At 69.7% G+C, this 16,544-nt stretch carries 17 protein-coding genes; 8 read left to right on the top strand and 9 right to left on the bottom strand.

Annotated features, from left to right (window positions below; translation table 11 throughout):
- The 4 genes from L632_RS0106050 to pyrH form a co-directional block, all read right to left on the bottom strand.
- Window positions 1-855 carry a phosphatidate cytidylyltransferase gene (locus L632_RS0106050; RefSeq protein WP_051416110.1) on the bottom strand — a complete coding sequence of 285 codons (855 nt, stop codon included), beginning with the start codon at window positions 853-855 and terminating at the stop codon, window positions 1-3.
- Window positions 852-1,586, bottom strand: coding sequence for a polyprenyl diphosphate synthase (uppS, locus tag L632_RS0106045; protein ID WP_028711253.1), 735 nt, complete (start codon window positions 1,584-1,586; stop codon window positions 852-854). The genes L632_RS0106050 and uppS overlap by 4 nt, the downstream gene beginning before the upstream one ends.
- A gap of 4 nt (window positions 1,587-1,590) precedes the next feature.
- Window positions 1,591-2,154: a ribosome recycling factor gene (gene frr / locus L632_RS0106040; RefSeq protein ID WP_024844454.1), complete on the bottom strand. Its 564-nt coding sequence runs from the start codon at window positions 2,152-2,154 to the stop codon at window positions 1,591-1,593.
- 80 nt (window positions 2,155-2,234) lie between these two features.
- The gene (gene pyrH, locus L632_RS0106035) at window positions 2,235-2,969 is read right to left on the bottom strand and encodes a UMP kinase (protein WP_028711254.1); all 735 of its coding nucleotides are present in this window, start codon (window positions 2,967-2,969) and stop codon (window positions 2,235-2,237) included.
- Window positions 2,970-3,055: 86 nt separating this feature from the next.
- Between pyrH and miaA the strand changes: the two genes are divergently transcribed.
- Both miaA and L632_RS0106025 read left to right on the top strand, forming a co-directional pair.
- A complete protein-coding gene (miaA, locus tag L632_RS0106030) occupies window positions 3,056-3,940 on the top strand; it encodes a tRNA (adenosine(37)-N6)-dimethylallyltransferase MiaA (protein ID WP_028711255.1) in 885 nt (294 codons plus the stop codon).
- A gap of 117 nt (window positions 3,941-4,057) precedes the next feature.
- On the top strand, window positions 4,058-5,140 hold the full coding sequence (locus L632_RS0106025) for an AraC family transcriptional regulator (protein ID WP_028711256.1): 1,083 nt from the start codon (window positions 4,058-4,060) through the stop codon (window positions 5,138-5,140).
- Window positions 5,141-5,588: 448 nt separating this feature from the next.
- Here L632_RS0106025 and L632_RS0106015 read toward each other — a convergent pair whose 3' ends face one another.
- Both L632_RS0106015 and L632_RS0106010 read right to left on the bottom strand, forming a co-directional pair.
- Window positions 5,589-6,359 (bottom strand): RlmE family RNA methyltransferase, encoded by a 771-nt coding sequence (locus L632_RS0106015; protein ID WP_028711257.1) that lies wholly within the window; start codon window positions 6,357-6,359, stop codon window positions 5,589-5,591.
- 1 nt (window position 6,360) lies between these two features.
- Window positions 6,361-7,485 (bottom strand): Ppx/GppA phosphatase family protein, encoded by a 1,125-nt coding sequence (locus L632_RS0106010; protein ID WP_028711258.1) that lies wholly within the window; start codon window positions 7,483-7,485, stop codon window positions 6,361-6,363.
- Between the two features lie 107 nt (window positions 7,486-7,592).
- On the opposite strand from L632_RS0106010, the gene L632_RS24260 reads away from it, so the two are divergent.
- From L632_RS24260 to L632_RS0105985, 5 genes are read left to right on the top strand one after another with little or no spacing between them, the layout of a single operon-like run.
- The gene (locus tag L632_RS24260) at window positions 7,593-7,769 is read left to right on the top strand and encodes a hypothetical protein (protein WP_156929398.1); all 177 of its coding nucleotides are present in this window, start codon (window positions 7,593-7,595) and stop codon (window positions 7,767-7,769) included.
- A complete protein-coding gene (locus L632_RS0106000; RefSeq protein WP_028711259.1) occupies window positions 7,769-8,950 on the top strand; it encodes a VWA domain-containing protein in 1,182 nt (393 codons plus the stop codon). Before L632_RS24260 ends, L632_RS0106000 begins: the two co-directional genes overlap by 1 nt.
- 27 nt (window positions 8,951-8,977) lie before the next feature.
- A complete protein-coding gene (locus L632_RS0105995; protein WP_028711260.1) occupies window positions 8,978-9,664 on the top strand; it encodes a M48 family metallopeptidase in 687 nt (228 codons plus the stop codon).
- A 54-nt stretch (window positions 9,665-9,718) separates the two neighbouring features.
- The gene (locus L632_RS0105990) at window positions 9,719-10,918 is read left to right on the top strand and encodes a hypothetical protein (RefSeq protein ID WP_028711261.1); all 1,200 of its coding nucleotides are present in this window, start codon (window positions 9,719-9,721) and stop codon (window positions 10,916-10,918) included.
- Window positions 10,915-12,261, top strand: coding sequence for a cytochrome P450 (locus L632_RS0105985; protein ID WP_028716482.1), 1,347 nt, complete (start codon window positions 10,915-10,917; stop codon window positions 12,259-12,261). The genes L632_RS0105990 and L632_RS0105985 overlap by 4 nt, the downstream gene beginning before the upstream one ends.
- Window positions 12,262-12,337: 76 nt before the next feature.
- On the opposite strand, the gene L632_RS0105980 is transcribed toward L632_RS0105985, so the two are convergent.
- The 3 genes from L632_RS0105980 to L632_RS0105970 are packed head-to-tail and all read right to left on the bottom strand — an operon-like array spanning window position 12,338 to window position 15,748.
- Window positions 12,338-13,810 carry a carboxypeptidase M32 gene (locus L632_RS0105980; protein WP_028711263.1) on the bottom strand — a complete coding sequence of 491 codons (1,473 nt, stop codon included), beginning with the start codon at window positions 13,808-13,810 and terminating at the stop codon, window positions 12,338-12,340.
- Entirely contained in the window at window positions 13,807-14,952 is a 1,146-nt protein-coding gene (ctaA, locus tag L632_RS0105975; RefSeq protein WP_028711264.1) for a heme A synthase, read from the bottom strand. Before ctaA ends, L632_RS0105980 begins: the two co-directional genes overlap by 4 nt.
- Window positions 14,953-15,007: 55 nt before the next feature.
- A complete protein-coding gene (locus L632_RS0105970; protein WP_028711265.1) occupies window positions 15,008-15,748 on the bottom strand; it encodes an RNA methyltransferase in 741 nt (246 codons plus the stop codon).
- Between the two features lie 75 nt (window positions 15,749-15,823).
- On the opposite strand from L632_RS0105970, the gene L632_RS0105965 reads away from it, so the two are divergent.
- Window positions 15,824-16,435, top strand: coding sequence for a thiamine phosphate synthase (locus L632_RS0105965; RefSeq protein WP_028711266.1), 612 nt, complete (start codon window positions 15,824-15,826; stop codon window positions 16,433-16,435).
- Window positions 16,436-16,544 lie beyond the last annotated feature (109 nt).

Genomic DNA, 16,544 nt, shown 5'->3' with positions numbered 1-16,544 from the left:
TCAGCCTCCGATCACTGGCAAGAGATTGACGACCAGCAGAACCAGCGCCACCAGCAGCGCCCCCGCCATGGCGTCGAACCGGTCCATGGCGCCGCCATGGCCGGGGATCAGCTCGGAACTGTCCTTGACCCCGACCCGGCGCTTGAGCCAGCTTTCCGCGATGTCGCCGAACTGCCCGGCCACCGCGATCAGCGGACCGAGGATCAGCACCGGCCAGGGCGCCTGCCCGGCCAGCACCAGCGCCAGCGCCAGAGCCAGCGCCCCGGCCCAGCCGGCCACGGTGCCGCTCCAGGTCTTCTTGGGGCTGATCGCCGGCCAGAAGCGCGGCCCGCCCAGCTTGCGGCCGGCGAAATAGCCCAGCAGGTCGGACAGCACCACGGTGCCGACGATCCAGGCCAGGGTGGGCAGGCCCATCACCTCGCGGATCACCACCAGCGCATAGCCCGAGCCCAGGATCGCCAGGGTGAACAGCAGATAGGCCGGCCGCTCGTGCTCATGCGTGCCGTGCCAGCCGGCCAGCATCGGCACCAGCGCCAGCGCCATAGGCCAGTCGCCGGGCAGCACCAGCATCGCCAGCATCACCAGCCCCGACAAGATGCCGATCAGCACCGGATGGCGCGGGCTGTGGAACTCGGGGTGGCGCCAGCCGGTCAGCCGCGCCAGCTCCCACATCATCACGCCGATGACGGCCGAGACGCCCAGCCGGATCCACAGCCCCGAGGACAGCAGCAGCAAGAGCCCCAGCACCGCCAGCACCGCGCCCGACAGGACGCGCGGCCAGAGGTCGGCCCATTTGTCGCGCCCGCGCTGCAGGGCGCCGCGCAACCGGCCCGGCTGTGGCCCCTTGCCGCTCATGCGCCGCCGAAGCGCCGCTCGCGCAGCCCGTAGCGGTCCAGGATCTCGGCCAGGTGGTCGGGCGTGAAATCCGGCCAGAGCGTCGGCGTGAACTCATATTCCGAATAGGCGGCCTGGAAGGGCAGGAAATTCGAGGTCCGCGTCTCGCCTGAGGTGCGGATCACCAGATCGGGATCGGGATGGCCGGCGGTGTCCAGGCAATCGGCCAGATCGGCCTCGGTCGGCTCGGCGATCTCGCCGCGGGCGATGCGGGCCGCCAGCCGCGCCGCCGCCCGGGTCAGCTCGTCCCGGCCGCCGTAATTGATCGCCACGGTCAGGTTCAGCCGGGTGTTGCCGGCGGTGCGCGCCTCGATCCCGTTCATCAGCCGCTGCAGCTTGGGCTCCAGCCGCTCGCGCCCGCCGATGAAGCGCATGCGCACGCCCTCGGCGGAAAGCCCGTCGGCCTCGCGCTCGATATAGCGGGCGAAGATGGCCATCAGGCCCAGCACCTCCTCGGTCGAGCGTTTCCAGTTCTCGGTCGAGAAGGCATAGACCGTCAGCCAGTTCACCCCGAGATCGGGGCAGGCGCGGACGATCTGCTTGACGCGCTCGGCGCCGCGCCGATGGCCGACGAGGCGCGGCCAGCCCCGGTTCTTGGCCCAGCGGCCGTTGCCATCCATGATGATGGCGACGTGACGGGGCCGCTGTCCCTGTCCCTCGGACTTCGCCAGGCTGGCTGCGATCTCGGCCATGCGATCAGACCTGCATGATTTCGGCTTGCTTCGCCTCGAGCGCCTGGTCGACCGAGGCGATCATCTTGTCGGTCAGCTCCTGCACCGCGGTTTCCCAGAACTTCTGGTCGTCTTCGGACATGCCCGAGGACTTGGCCTTCTTGATCTGATCCATGCCGTCGCGGCGCACGTTGCGGATGGCGACGCGGGCATGTTCGGCATATTGCGCGGCGACGCGGGTCAGCTCGCGCCGGCGCTCCTCGTTCAGCTCGGGGATCGGCAGCATGATGATGGTGCCGTTGAGCTGCGGGTTGATGCCCAGGCCCGATTCGCGGATCGCCTTCTCGGCCTTGCCGACCAGCGCCTTGTCCCAGATGTTGATCGTGACCATGCGCGGCTCGGGCACGTTCACCGTGCCGATCTGGTTGATCGGCGTGGGCGAGCCATAGGCATCGACCATGATCGGCTCGACCATGCTGGCCGAGGCGCGGCCGGTGCGCAGCGACGCGAATTCATGGCGCAGGGATTCCATCGCGCCCTTCATGCGGCGTTCCAGGTCGTCGGTATCGATCTCGATCTCGTCGGACATGCTCGGTCATGGCCTCTGTGCTGTGGTTTTCAGGGCTTTTAGCCGAGCCACGCCCGCATGGCAAAGCCTATACGGGGATTTTACCCGTGCACGCGCGTATATGTGCCGCTGCCGGCCAGAATCCCCCGGAAACCGCCCGGCTCGTCCAGCGAGAAGACGATGATCGGCAGGTCGTTGTCGCGCGCCAGCGCGATGGCCGAAGCGTCCATGACCCCCAGATGCTTCTGCAGCACCTCGTCATAGGTCACGTCCTCGTAGCGCTTGGCATCCGCGAACTTGTTCGGGTCCTTGTCATAGACGCCGTCGACCTTGGTGCCCTTGAAGATCGCCTCGCAATTCATCTCGTTGGCGCGCAGGGTGGCGGCGGTGTCGGTGGTGAAATAGGGGTTGCCGGTGCCGGCAGCGAAGATGCAGACGCGCTTCTTTTCCAGGTGGCGGACGGCGCGGCGGCGGATATAGGGCTCGCAGACCTCGTCCATGCGGATGGCCGAGATCACCCGGGTGTGGATCTTCAGCGCCTCCAGCGCCGCCTGCATGGCCAGCGCGTTCATCACCGTGGCGAGCATGCCCATGTAGTCGGCGGTCGCCCGCTCCATGCCCTGGGCGCTGCCCTGCAGCCCGCGGAAGATGTTGCCGCCGCCGATGACCATGCAGATCTCGATGCCCATGTCATGGACGGATTTGACCTCCTGCGCGATGCGGGCGACGGTCGGCGGATGCAGGCCGTAGCCCTGGTCGCCCATCAGCGCCTCGCCCGAAATCTTCAGCATGACGCGCGAATAGCTTCCGGGGGTCTTGGACGCGCTTTCCGACATGGGTTCACCTTTTTCGCGGGAGTTTCATCGGCGCGCAAAATGTCGCAAACAGGCCCCATGTTCAACCGCCGCCGACGGATGCCGAAATGACCCTGCGTCACCAGATCCTGGCCGAGCTCGATCCCGCGCGTCATGTGCTGATCGCCGGGCCGACCGCCAGCGGCAAATCCGCGCTGGCGCTGCAGATCGCCGAGGCGCAGGGCGGCACCGTGGTCAATGCCGATGCGCTGCAGGTCTGGTCCTGCTGGCGGGTGCTGACCGCGCGTCCGCCGGCCGAGGACGAGGCCCGCGCGCCGCATGCGCTCTACGGCCATGTCGCGCCGGGGCGGCTTTATTCCGTGGGCGAATGGCTGGCCGAGGTCGCTGCGCTGCGCGGCCGGCTGATCGTGGTCGGCGGCACCGGCCTATACCTGAACGCGCTGACCCGCGGGCTGGCCGTCATCCCGCCCACCCCGCCCGAGATCCGCGCCCGCGCCGACGCGCTTCTGCGCGAACCCGACGGGCTGGCGCAGATGATCGCCGGGCTCGATTCGCCGACCCGAACGCGTATCGACCTGCAGAACCCGGTGCGCGTGCAGCGCGCCTGGGAGGTGCTCAGGACCACCGGCCGCGGCATCGCCGCATGGCAGGCGGAAACGCCGCCGCCACTGATCGCGCCTGACGCCGCGCATCGGCTGGTGCTGCAATCCGATCGCGACTGGCTGGCCGGGCGCATCGCCCGGCGCTTTCGCCTGATGCTCGACCAGGGCGCGCTGGAGGAGGTGCGGGCGATGCTGCCGCATTGGAACCCCGACGCGCTCTGGGCCAAGGCCATCGGCGCGCCCGAGCTGGTGGCGCATCTGCAAGGCGCGCTCGGCCTCGACGAGGCGGCAGAGCGGGCGATCACCGCCACCCGGCAATATGCCAAGGCGCAGCGCAGCTTCTTTCGCGGCCGGATGCGCGACTGGCGCTGGATCGAGACCGGCCGCTGAGCCGTCACGAAAAAGAGACATATTAAACTTTTGGCAACCATAAGCTGTGTAAACGCTTCGGGAACCCGCGCCCGGAGTCTAGGTTGTGTTTATGGATTTGCTGAAAGCCGCGCCCTTATGAACAAAGCCTTTCGCGCCTTCGACAGCACCGATTCCGATCCCGCGGCGGCCCGGCTGCTGGCGGCCGGCATCACCGCGCCGGGGATCATGGAACCGGCCGAGCACGACCCCCGGTTGCAGCGCGAATCGCAGCCGGCGGCGGCGCAGGCGCAAAGGCCCTCGGTCCTGGCCCCGACCGTCGCCGGCACGACCGAGGCCGCGCCGGACCGGCCTGCTCCGCGCGCCCTGCCCCGGGGCCGGCCCGGCGACGGCTTGCGGCTGATTCCGCTTTCCGGCTTCCATTGGGGCGGCGCCACGCGCAGCCGGACCGCCCCGCCCGCCCCGCGCGTCCGCGGCGATCATGTGCTGATCCGGCCCGGCTCGGGCATGGTCACGGTGCAGTTTCCGCGCCACAACCGCCCCGTCACCGCCGGGCGCCTGGCCTTCATTCCCGCCGGCACCGCCTTTTCGCTGAAGCCGCCGCCGGATGTCGCGGGCCAGGCGCTGCTGATCCCGCCCGACTGGTTCCGCGACCAGCCGCTGCCCCGGGGCTTTCGCTGCGGCCTGCCCGCGCCCGAGGATGCCGGGATTCTGGACCCCGCCATCCTCGCCCTGGCCGAGGGAGCGGCGCGCCATCCCGGGGGCGACGAGGCGACGCGCCACCAACTGGGGCTGATCGCGGTGGCGCTGTCCCGGCTTGAGGACCGGCCGGGCCGGCCCGAACCGCGCGGCGACAGCATCGCCGAGGCGCGGCCGCTGACCGAACGCTTCCTGCAACTCGCCCGGCAAGAGCTCGACCGCAGCCAGACCATCGCGGAAATGGCCGGGCGGCTGGGCTGCACGCAGGCGCATCTGGACCGCGCCTGCCGCCAGAGCCGGGGGCGCGGTGCGCTGGACCTGCTCTACGACCTGCGGCTGCAAGCGGCGACCGAGGCGCTGCGCGCCAGCGCAAAGCCGATCCCCGAGATCGCCGAGGAGCTGGGCTATGCCGGGCTTGGCCATTTCATGCGCGCCTTCCAGGCCGCGACCGGCCGCACGCCCGAAGCCTATCGCGCGCTGATGCGGGAAGCCCCTGGCGACCCGCCCGGCGATCCCGGCTGATCGGGCCGAAAGGTTCGGAACCGCCTCCCCGCCATCGCGGGGCCGCTGCGCCATCACGGTCGCCCGCCGGCGTGCAGCACGGAACGCGGCACGGGGCCCATGGGCCAGAGAGCTTGTCGCACCCGAAGCCGCGCCGCAAGCCGCACAACCTGCCGAAGCCGGAGCGGTGGAGTCAGGCGAACCGGCTTGTCCAGCCCGGCCTTTCCCCGCCTTCATGAACCCTGCCAGTGCCACGATTGTCGGCTGCCTGGCTTGCCGGCGCGGAACGGACAAGCCCGCCCCCGGCCGCGGGGGATGGCCTGCCGCTTCGATCCGTTGCGGGGCCGCTTCGGTCCGCGCCGGACACGCAGACCGGATCCCCGGCCTGTTGCCTTGGGCGCCGCCATATCCGGCACCGCCGTGTTCGAACCCTGCGCCTCCACGAATCTCCCGGCGCAGCACAGCCGCCTCAGTCCGGATCAGCCGGCCCGCCCTCTGGGGCCGCCTCGTCCCCCCGGCCCCGGAACCCTTGCGCCACCACGAATTTCTCCGAGGAATCCGAGCGGCTGGCCGGCGGTTTCACATTCGCCACCTTGCGGAAATTGCGCTTGAGCATGGCCTGCATCTCGGTCTCGGCCCCGCCCGCCAGCACCTTGGCGACGAAGGTGCCGCCCGGCTCCAGCACGTCGAAGGCCAGCTGCGCCGCCGCCTCGACCAGCGCCACGATGCGCAGGTGGTCGGTGCCCTTGTGCCCGGACGAGGCCGCGGCCATATCCGACATCACCACGTCGGCGCGCCCGCCCAGCCAGGCCTTGACCTGCTCGTCCGCGCCGTCCGACAGGAAGTCCAGCTGATGGATCTCGGCCCCGGCGATGGGATCGACCTCCTGCAGGTCCACGCCCAGCACCCGACCGACCTTCTTGCCGGGCTTCTCGCCAAGCGCGTTGACGCGCGCCACCGCCACCTGGCACCAGCCGCCCGGCGCGCAGCCCAGATCGACCACCCGCGCGCCCGGCACCAGGAAGCGATACTTGTCGTCCAGCTCCAGGATCTTGTAGGCAGCGCGGCCGCGATAGCCCTCGCGCTTCGCCCTCGCGACATAGGGATCGTTCAGCTGCCGCTCCAGCCAGAGCGTGCTCGACAGCTTGCGCCCCTTGGCCGATTTCACCCGCACCCGCAGGTCGCGCTGGCCGCGGCCCGAGCTCTTGCGTCCCGAACCCGGCTTCTTGTCGTCGCTCATCTCATGCCACCCCGTTCATGCCATCCGGGGCCAACACCCCGTCCTTGACCATCTGCGCATAAAGCAGCCCCTCGCGCAGGCCGCGATCGGCGACCGACAGCCGCGTCGTCGGCCAGACCCGCATCAGCGTCTGCAGGATCGCGGCGCCCGACATGATCAGCGCGTGGCGCTCGCGCCCGATGCGGGGATCGGCGCGCCGCCCCTCGGGTCCAAGCGCCAGGTAGTCGCGGATCACCCGGTCGATCTGCGCCGAGGTCATGGTCAGCCCGTCCACCTTGGTCCGGTCATAGCGGCGCAGGCCCAGATGGCTGGCCGCCACCGTCGTCACCGTGCCCGAGGTGCCGATGATCTGGAAGCCTTCCTCCATGGTCTGGGCCAGGGAATAGGGCGTGAAATCCGCCAGCATCTCCTCGAAATGCCAGGACATCAGCGCAAAGCGGCCCTGATCGTCCTCGACATCCTCGAACTGGTCGCGCAACGTGGCGACGCCCAGCGGCACGCTGATCCAATCCACCACCCGCGCCCCGCCCGGCAGGGGATCGCGAAAGCCGTCGCCCAGCCGCATGATGGCGCGCGAGCGTTCCTTGGGCTCGACATCCTCCAGGTCGATCCAGACCAGCTCGGTCGAGCCGCCGCCGATATCGACGACCAGCAATTGCTCGGTGCGCTGGCTGACCAGCGGCGCGCAGGAGATCACCGCCAGCCGCGCCTCCTCCTCGGCGTCGATGATCTCGACCGGCAGCCCGGTCTCGCGCCGGATCATGCGCAGGAAGTCGCGGCTGTTGCGCGCCCGCCGGCAAGCCTCGGTCGCGACCAGGCGCATGCGCGTGACCTTGTGCGCCTCGAGCTTGCGCCGGCACACCTGCAGGGCATGCACCGTCCGCGCCATCGAGGGACGCGACAGCCTGCCTGATGCCTCGAGGCCGTGGCCCAGCTGGACCGGCTTCGAGAAACTGTCGACCACCTGGAACTGGCTGCCCGCGGGGCGGGCAATCAGCATCCGGCAGCTGTTCGTGCCAAGATCCAAGGCCGCATAGAGCGGCCCGTCCTCGGCCGGGCGGGTGGCGAAAGGCTCGACCGTTTTTCTCGGGAACGCGTCCGCACCCGCAGGACGCCTGGGCGCCATGGTCACGCCCTCCGATAACAAGTTGGTCCGAAAGTAACCTGCGCCCGCCACGCCTTCAAGGGGGGCGTTCAGGGGCCTGCCCCTCGACAGGGGCGCGGGGGCGGGCTATGCCCTGCCCCATGATCGTGATCGCCGCATTCATCCTTGGCGCAGCGATCGGCTGGATGCGCGCCGCGAAAGCCGGCGGCAGCCGCGCCGACAAGCTGCAATATGCCGCCGCCCATGCCCTGGCGCTGACCGTGCTGGGGATATTCCTCACCATATTCCTCAGCCGGATGGGCTGATGTTCCGGCCCTTCCTCGACAGTCTGCGCCGCCATGGGGTGCCGGCCAGCCTGCGGGAATACCTGGACCTGCTCGCGGGGCTGCAGGCCGGGCTGTCGGACTGGACGCCCGAGGGCTTCTATCACCTCGCCCGCGCCACCCTGGTCAAGAACGAGGCGCATATCGACCGGTTCGACCGCGCCTTTGCCGAAGCCTTCTCGGGCCTTGACGAGATCCCCGTCGAGGCGCTGGTGAACGAGGTCTCGATCCCGCGCGAATGGCTGGAAAAGCTGGCCGAGAAGCTCTTGACGCCCGAGGAGCGCGCCGCGGTCGAGGGCGCCGGTTCCTTCGAGGAGCTGATGAGGCGCCTGCGCGAGCGGCTGGCCGAGCAGCAGGGCCGCCACCAGGGCGGCAACAAGTGGATCGGCACCGCCGGCACCTCGCCCTTCGGCGCCTATGGCTACAACCCCGAGGGCGTGCGGATCGGCCAGCATGAGAGCCGCCACCGCCGCGCGGTCAAGGTCTGGGACAAGCGCGAATTCCGCGATTTCGATGATTCGGTCGAGCTTGGCACCCGCAACATCAAGGTGGCGCTGAAGCGGCTGCGGCAATGGGCCCGCCACGGTGCGCTGGAGGAGCTGGACCTGCCCGGCACCATCCGCGCCAGCGCCGAGCACGGCTATATCGACGTGCAGACCCGGCCCGAGCGACACAATGCCGTGAAGGTGCTGCTGTTCCTCGACGCCGGCGGCAGCATGGACGACCATTCCCGGCTGGTGGACGAGCTGTTCTCGGCCGCCCGCGCCGAGTTCAAGCACCTGGAGCATTTCTATTTCCACAACTGCGTCTATGAAGCACTGTGGAAGGACAACCGCCGCCGCTGGACCGAGACCACGCCCACATGGGAGGTCATCAACCGCTTCGGCCGCGACTACAAGGCGATCTTCGTCGGCGACGCCTCGATGTCGCCCTATGAGATCGCCATCCCCGGCGGCGCCAACGAGCACTGGAACCCCGAATCGGGCGAGACCTGGCTGCGCCGCCTGCGCGAGACCTGGCCCGACCATGTCTGGCTGAACCCGGTGCCGCGCGCGCATTGGGGCCATACCCGGTCCATCGCCATGATCCGCGAGATCTTCGAGGACCGCATGCAGCCCCTGACGCTTGAGGGGCTGACCCAGGCCATGCGCCTCCTTGGCTGATCCCGCCGCACCCCCCATATTGGCGGCATGCTGAAGCTTACGCCGATCCTGCTGATCCTGCTTTATGCCGCCGCGATGTGGTTCTTTTCCGCATGGCGGCTGAAGGCCGAGCTGAACGCCAAGTCCACACCGCTGCGCCATCCCCGGCTGCTGCCGATGCTGGAGCGGCTGGGCCGGGCCATGGACCTGCCCGAAGTGCGGGCCCATGTCTACGAGGTCGGGCATGTGAACGGGCTGGCCGCACCCGACGGCCGCATCTTCCTGACCCGCGGCTTCCTCGACCGGCTGGACCGCGGCGAGGTGACCGAGGCCGAGCTGGCCTCGGTCATCGCGCATGAGCTGGGCCACGTCGCGCACGGCCATACCAGGCGCCGCATGGTGGATTTCGCCGGCCAAAACGTGGTGCGCATGGTGCTGGCGGGCGTGCTGGGCCGCTTCCTGCCCGGCATCGGCGTCTGGATCGCCAATATCGCCGCCAGCGCCATCGCCGCCCGGCTGTCGCGCCAGGACGAGTTCGAGGCCGACGCCTTCGCCAGCGCGCTGATGGTCAAGGCCGGGCTGGGCACCGCGCCGCAGAAAAGCCTGTTTCGCAAGCTCGACCGGCTGGCGGGCGGGGGCCGGGCGGGCGCGCCGGCCTGGCTGCTCTCGCACCCCCCGGCCGAGGCGCGCATCGCCGCCATCGAGAAGCTCGAGGCGCGCTGGGGTGCGGCCTGACTTGCGGGCCTGCGCGGATGGGCTATTCTGCCTGCGCAAGCAAGCGTTTATTTCATGACCCGCCCCTTTCGCCGCCGCGTGCTCTACATCCCGGGCTATGACCCGATCCCGCCCCGCCGCTATCGCGAGCTTTACAAGCGCGAGGGGACGGAACAGGCACGCATCTCGGGCTACGGGCTGACCTTCGGCCCGCGCCGCGACCGCAAGGGCTTCGGCTGGGGCGTCCTGGGCGATTTCGCCGGCCGGCAGGCCGAGGCCGAGTTCGAGGTGCTGGTCTGGGCCGACATCGTGCAGGGCTCGATGGGCCAGGGCATCCTCGCGACCTATGGCCAGCTGTTCCGCACCGCCTGGGCCTATATCGGCTCGGGGGCGCTGTTCCGGCTGATGCGGCTGCGCCGCGGCCCGGTGATCGCGGCGCTCTACCCGGTGGTTGTGCTGCTGGCGCAGCTGCTGGTCTCGGCGCTGGCCGGGGCACTGATCGGCTGGGCGCTGGGGCGGCTGACCGGGCTCGGCTGGTGGCTGGGCCTGCCGGTGATGCTGGGACTGACCTGGGCCGGGCTGCATCTGTGGCGGCGCATCGACGGCAAGATCTTCGCCTGGTATCTGATGCACGACTATGCCTTCACCGCCCAGGGCCAGGGCGCCTGTCCCCCGGCATTGGAAGCGCGGCTGGCGCAATTCGCCGACCGCATCGCCGAGGTGCTGGCGGGCGACTGGGACGAGGTGCTGGTGGTCGGCCACAGCTCGGGCGCCTATCTGGGTGTCTCGGTGCTGGCGGACCTGATCCGCTCGGGCCGGGTGCCGGCGTCAGGACCCCGCCTCTCCTATCTGTCGCTGGGCCATGTCGTGCCGATGGCGTCGTTCCTGCCGCGCGCGAACCGGCTGCGCGCCGACCTGCGCTTTCTCTCGGCGCGCGAGGAACTGGACTGGGTGGACGTCACCGCGCCGGGCGATGCCTGCTCGTTCGGCCTGTGCGATCCGGTCGCGGTCTCGGGCGTCGAGCCGCCGGACCGCCGGCATCCGCTGGTGCTTTCCGCCGCCTTCACCCGCACGCTTTCTCCCGAAAAGCGGCGCGCGCTGCGCGGGCGCTGGTTCCGGCTGCATTTCCAGTATCTCTGCGCCTTCGACCGGCCGGGCGATTACGACTATTTCGCCATCACTGCCGGGCCCTTGACGCTTGGCCGGCGCTTCGCCGGGCGCGGCCATTCGCCGGGCCGGATCGCGCGCGCCGTGAACCGCTGGACGGCGACATGATCCCGCCCAAGCCCCCGGCGCGGCAGGGCCGCGGTTCGGTCTGGCGCTTCATCCGCGACTTCCGGCGCGACATCCTGTCGGCGCAATCCGACCGGCTCTATCGCGCCTGGATGGCCGAGTTCCGCGGCCCCTTCATCCACAGCTTCACCTGCAACGATCCGGCGCTGGTCGAGCTGATCCTGAAGAAGCGGCCGATGGACTTCCCGAAATCGCCGCGCATGGCGGCGGGGCTGCAGCCGCTGCTCGGCAATTCCAGCTTCATCTCGAACGGCGAGACCAGGCTGCGCCAGCGCCGCATCATCGACCCCGCCTTCGAGGGCGGAAGGCTGCGCGAGGCCTTCCCGGCGATGTGGGATGCGGCCCAGGCCGGCGTGGCCCGGCTGGCGCCGCTGGCCGACGGGACCGAGATCGACATCGAACCCCAGACCAGCCATGTCGCCGCCGACGTGATCTTCCGCACCCTGTTCTCGATCCCGATCGAGGATGCGACCGCCGCCCAGGTCTTCCAGGCCTTCCGCGAGCATCAGGAGGCGCAGCCGATGGTCAACCTGGGCGGGCTGATGGCCCTGCCCCGCTGGGCGCGGCTGCACACCCGCCGAGTACGCGAGACGGCGCGCCGCATCCGCGGCCTGATCCGCCAGCTGGTCGCGGCCCGCGCCGCCGAGATCGCCGCCGGCACCGCGCCGCCAGACCTCGCCACCAAGATCATGACCACCCCCGACCCGCAGACCGGCCGGACCTTCAGCGAGGCCGAGATGATCGACGAGGTCGCGACCTTCTTCCTCGCCGGCCACGAGACCGGCGCCTCGGCCCTGGCCTGGGCGCTTTACCTGCTGGCGGAAAGCCCGGACTGGCAGGACCGGCTGGCCAAGGAGGCGCGGCAGAACCTGGCCGCCGATTTCGGCACGGTCCGCAACCTGCCGCTGGCCCGCGCCGTCTTCCGCGAGGCGCTGCGGCTCTACCCGCCCGTCGCCATGACCGTGCGGCAATGCGCCCAGGCCGAGAGCCTGCGCGGCCGCAAGGCCCCCAAGGGCGCGCAGCTGGTGCTGTCGCCCTGGCACCTGCACCGCCATGAACGGCTATGGGACAATCCCGACGGGTTCGACCCCGGCCGCTGGGAGACCGAGAACGGCAAGGCCTGCCAGCGCGACGCCTTCATCCCCTTCTCGGCCGGCCCGCGCGCCTGCCCGGGCGCCGGCTTCGCGATGATCGAGGGGCCGCTGATCCTCTCGGCCCTGGTCGGGGCCTACCGGCTGGAACCCGGACCCGAAAGACCCGTGCCGATCATGCGCCTGACGCTGCGGGGCAAGAACGGCATCCACTTGCGCCTGTCGAAACGTTGAATGAGTACTTAAAAAACGGTGAAAGCTAAGGCGCTGCGGCCCTCCTTCACCGTTTTCCAAATACTCTAGCCCAAGCTCAAAGCCGGTAGATGGCCGAGAATTTCTCTTCCAAGTAGTCGAGAAGCGGCTTCTCGCTGACATCGGCGCCGGTAGCGCGCTCGATCAGCTCGCGCGGCGGATAAAGCCCGCCATGGCGCTGCATGTTCTCGCGCAGCCATTCCACCGCCGGGTCGGCCTCGCCGCGCGCCAGCGCCTCGTCGAGATCGGGGACCGCGGCGCGCAGCGCGGCATGCAGGCAGCCGGCATAGACATTCCCCAGCGCATAGGTGGGGAAATAGCCGAAGAGCCCCACCGCCCAATGCACGTCCTGCAACACGCCATTGGCCGGCCGGTCCACCGCGACGCCGAAATCCTTGAGGAAACGGGCGTTCCAGGCCTCGACCAGATCCTCGACATCCAGCCGCCCGGCGATCAGGTCGCGCTCGATATCGAAGCGCAGCATGATGTGCAGATTGTATTGCACCTCGTCGGATTCCGTGCGGATGAAGCCGGGCGTGACGCGGTTCACCGTGGCATAGAAGGCATCCGCGTCCGGCAGCGACAGGCCGCCGAAGGCATCCGACATGCGCCGGTAGAGCCAGCCGGTAAAGGCGCGGCTGCGGCCGATCTGGTTCTCGTAGATCCGGCTCTGGCTTTCATGCGCGCCCATCGAGACGCCGCGGCCCAGCGGCGTGAAGGCATAATCGGGGTCGATGCCCAGCTCGTAGCTGGAATGCCCGACCTCGTGGATGGTGGAATAAAGGCAATTGAACGGGTCGGTCTCGACCACCCGGGTGGTGATGCGGCTGTCCTGCCAGCGCCCCGAGCTGAACGGGTGGACAGCGATGTCCATGCGGCCGCGCGTCCAGTCGTAGCCGAAGGCGGTGGCGCAGGTGCGGGCCAGGCGCAGCTGGGTTTCCTGCGGGAAATGCCCGGTCAGCGGCTGCGGCTGGTAGTCGGCGCCCAGCACGTCCTCGCGCAGCGCCACCAGCCGCGGCCGCATCGCGTCGAAAAGCCGCGCGATCTCGGCCTGGGTGGTGCCCGGCTCGTAATCGTCCAGCAGCGCGTCGTAGAGATCGCCGCCATCGGCCAGCGCCGCCGCCTCCTCGCGCTTGAGCATCAGGATGTCGTTCAGCACCGGCAGGAAATCCTCGGGCGCGTCCTTGGCGCGGGCCTCAGCCCAGATGCCCTGCGCCAGCGAGGTCTGCCGCGCCAGTTCCGTCGCCAGCCGCGCGGGAATGCGCGAGGCGCGGCGATGATCGCGCGCGATCAGCTCGATGATGCGGGCATCCTCGTCATCCTCGGGCTCGGCCTGGTCCAGCCATTCGCCCAGGCGCGGATCGGTGCGCCGCTCGTGCAGCACCGATTCCATCGCCGCCATTTCCTCGGCGCGCTGTTCGACGGCGCCGCGCGGCATCACGGTTTCCTGGTCCCAGGCCAGCCGTTCGGCGACCGAGGACAGCGCCTCGGTCTGGCGCTGGAAGGCGAGAAGTTCGTCGAAGGCGCTCATCGGACAGTCCCCCGGGCCGAGGTTTCAAAAGGATAGCGCGCATGGTGGCGCGCGCGCAGGATCAGCGTGAACAGTGCCACGGCTCCGATCTGATGCGCCAGTGCCAAAGGCAGCGGCGAGGCGTGCAGCACGTTCATGATGCCCAAAAGCACCTGCACCGCCAAGGCGGCCAGCATCGCGGCATAGGCGCCGCGCGTCACCGGATGCGGCGAGCGCCGGGCGCGCAGGAACACCACCACGGCGAAAATCGCCAGCAGATAGCCGGTCATGCGGTGGATGAACTGCACCAGAGCCGGGTTTTCGAAGAAATTCCGCCAGCCGAGCGCCGCGTCCCAGATCGCCGACGGAATCCATTCGCCGCCCATGGTCGGCCAGCCGGTATACATGCGCCCGGCATCGATCCCCGCGACCAGCGCCCCCAGCAGAATCTGGACGAAGGCCAGGTGCATCAGCCCGTTGGTCATCGAGAAAAGCTTCGCCTCGCCCGCCCGCCGGGCCCGCAGAAGCGCCGCCTCGGAGCGCGACAGGGCCAGGACATACCAGGCGATCAGCCCGAGAATGGCGAAGGCCAGCCCGAGATGTGTCGCCAGCCGATAGGAGGCCACCCGCACCATCTCGCCCGACAGGCCCGAATGCACCATCCACCAGCCGATGGCCCCCTGGGCGCCGCCCAGCACGCCCAGCAACAGCAGCCGCGGCGTCCAGCCCGCGGGGATGCGCTTCGTCACCAGGAAGAACAGGAAACCCAGCGCCCAGACCAGCCCCACCAGCCGCCCCAGCAGCCGGTGCGACCATTCCCACCAGTAGATGCGCTTGAAGCTGGCCAGGTCCATGTCGGAATTGACCAGCTGGAACTGCGGGATCTGCCGGTACTTGTCGAACTCGGCCTGCCAGGTGGCGGCGTCCATCGGCGGGATCGCGCCGGTCACCGGCTTCCATTCGGTGATCGACAGGCCCGAGCCGGTCAGCCGCGTCGCGCCGCCAAGCGCGATCATCGCCGCGACCATGACAAACAGCACGATCAGCCAGATGCGGATCGCGCCGCGCGCGCCCTTGTTGCCGGCGTCGATCATGCCGCCTGCGGGCGGCGTGCTCTGCGGGGTCGTCTCGGTGACTTCCTGAAAGACGGGACGTCTTGCCATGTCAGCTTCCTTCTCGATCGGGCGCGACCTTGGCCCGCGCGCGCCCGGAAATCAATCAGCCGCGACGGATCAACTGCCGCAGCATGCCGTGGAAGATGCGCGTGTCGGCCCGGGTCAGCGGCAGGCGCGACCACAGGTTGCGCAGCGTCAGCTTCATCGCCGGCGCCTTTTCGGGCGGGAAGAAGAAGCCGGCCTCGACCAGCCGCTCCTCCCAGTGATCGGCCAGACGCTCGATCTCGAGCCGCGTGGCGGGCGCCTCGCCATCGGGACGGCGGCCCTGCGGGGCGGGCTGGGGCGGCAGGCTGTCCTGCGCCCATTCATAGCCGGTCAGCAGCACCGCCTGCGCCAGGTTCAGCGAGGGAAAGTCGGGATTGACCGGCACGGTGATGATGGCATTGGCCCGCGCCACATCCTCGTTCTCCAGCCCGGCGCGCTCGGGACCGAAGATCACCGCCACCCGGCCGCCCTGCGCCACCCGCTCGCGGGCATCGGCCATGGCCGTGGCCGGGGTCAGGACCGGCTTGGTCAACTCGCGCCCGCGCGCGGTGGTGGCATAGGCGTGATCTACGTCCGCCATCGCCTCGGCCAGCGTGGCGAACACCCGCGCCCGGTCCAGCACCCGGCCGGCGGCGCCCGAGGCCATGGCCACGGCGCGCGGGTTCGGCCAGCCGTCGCGCGGCGCCACCAGCCGCATGTCGGTCAGGCCGAAATTCAGCATGGCGCGCGCGGCCGCGCCGATGTTTTCGCCCATCTGCGGGCGGACGAGAATGATCGCGGGTTCCATGCGCGCGGCCATATCCTTCCGCAGACCTACTGGCAAGGCGCGCGGCGCTGCGCTATCTGCGGACGGAACACGAGGGATGACAGCGCCATGACAGACCAGCCCAACACGCCGCAACTCTACCTGATCACCCCGGTCGGCGCCGCCGCCTCGACGCTGGGGCCGATGCTGGCCGAGGTCATGGACCGCTTTCCCGTCGCCTGCCTGCGCATCCCCGGCGCCGGCACCGAGGAGGAGCTGGGCCGCATCGCGGATCTCGCGCGCGAGATCGCCCATGCCCGCGACGTGGCGGTGGTGATCGAGGACCATGTGCAGCTGGCGCAACGCCACGGGCTGGACGGCGTGCACCTGAGCAACGGCGCGCGCGGCGTGCGCCATGCCCGCAAGGAGCTGGGCCAGGACGCCATCGTCGGCGCCTTCTGCGGAACCTCGCGCCATGACGGCATGAACGCGGCCGAGGCCGGGGCGGATTACGTCAGCTTCGGCCCCTGCGGCGCCACGGCGCTCGGCCAGGGCGAGACGGTGCCGCTGGACCTGTTCCAGTGGTGGTCCGAGATGATCGAGATCCCGGTGGTCGCCGAGGGCGCCCTGACCCCGGCGCTGATCGGCCAGTTGGCGCCGCTGACCGACTTCATCGCCCTGGGGGCAGAGATCTGGGCGGAACCGGATCCGGTCGAAGCCTTGGGGCATCTCTGGCGCTGAAGGTGCCGGTGGCAGCTCTTGCCGGGGGTATTTGAAAAACAGAGAAGACGACTGGCTCGGACTGGACCGCACCGTCGGTAGAGGCGCGACGGCCGGCCTTCTCTGTTTT

Source organism: Paracoccus sp. J39 (assembly GCF_000518925.1).
Taxonomy (GTDB): domain Bacteria; phylum Pseudomonadota; class Alphaproteobacteria; order Rhodobacterales; family Rhodobacteraceae; genus Paracoccus.
Note: the sequence above shows the minus strand (reverse complement) of the source record. Positions and strands in the feature narration are given on the sequence as shown.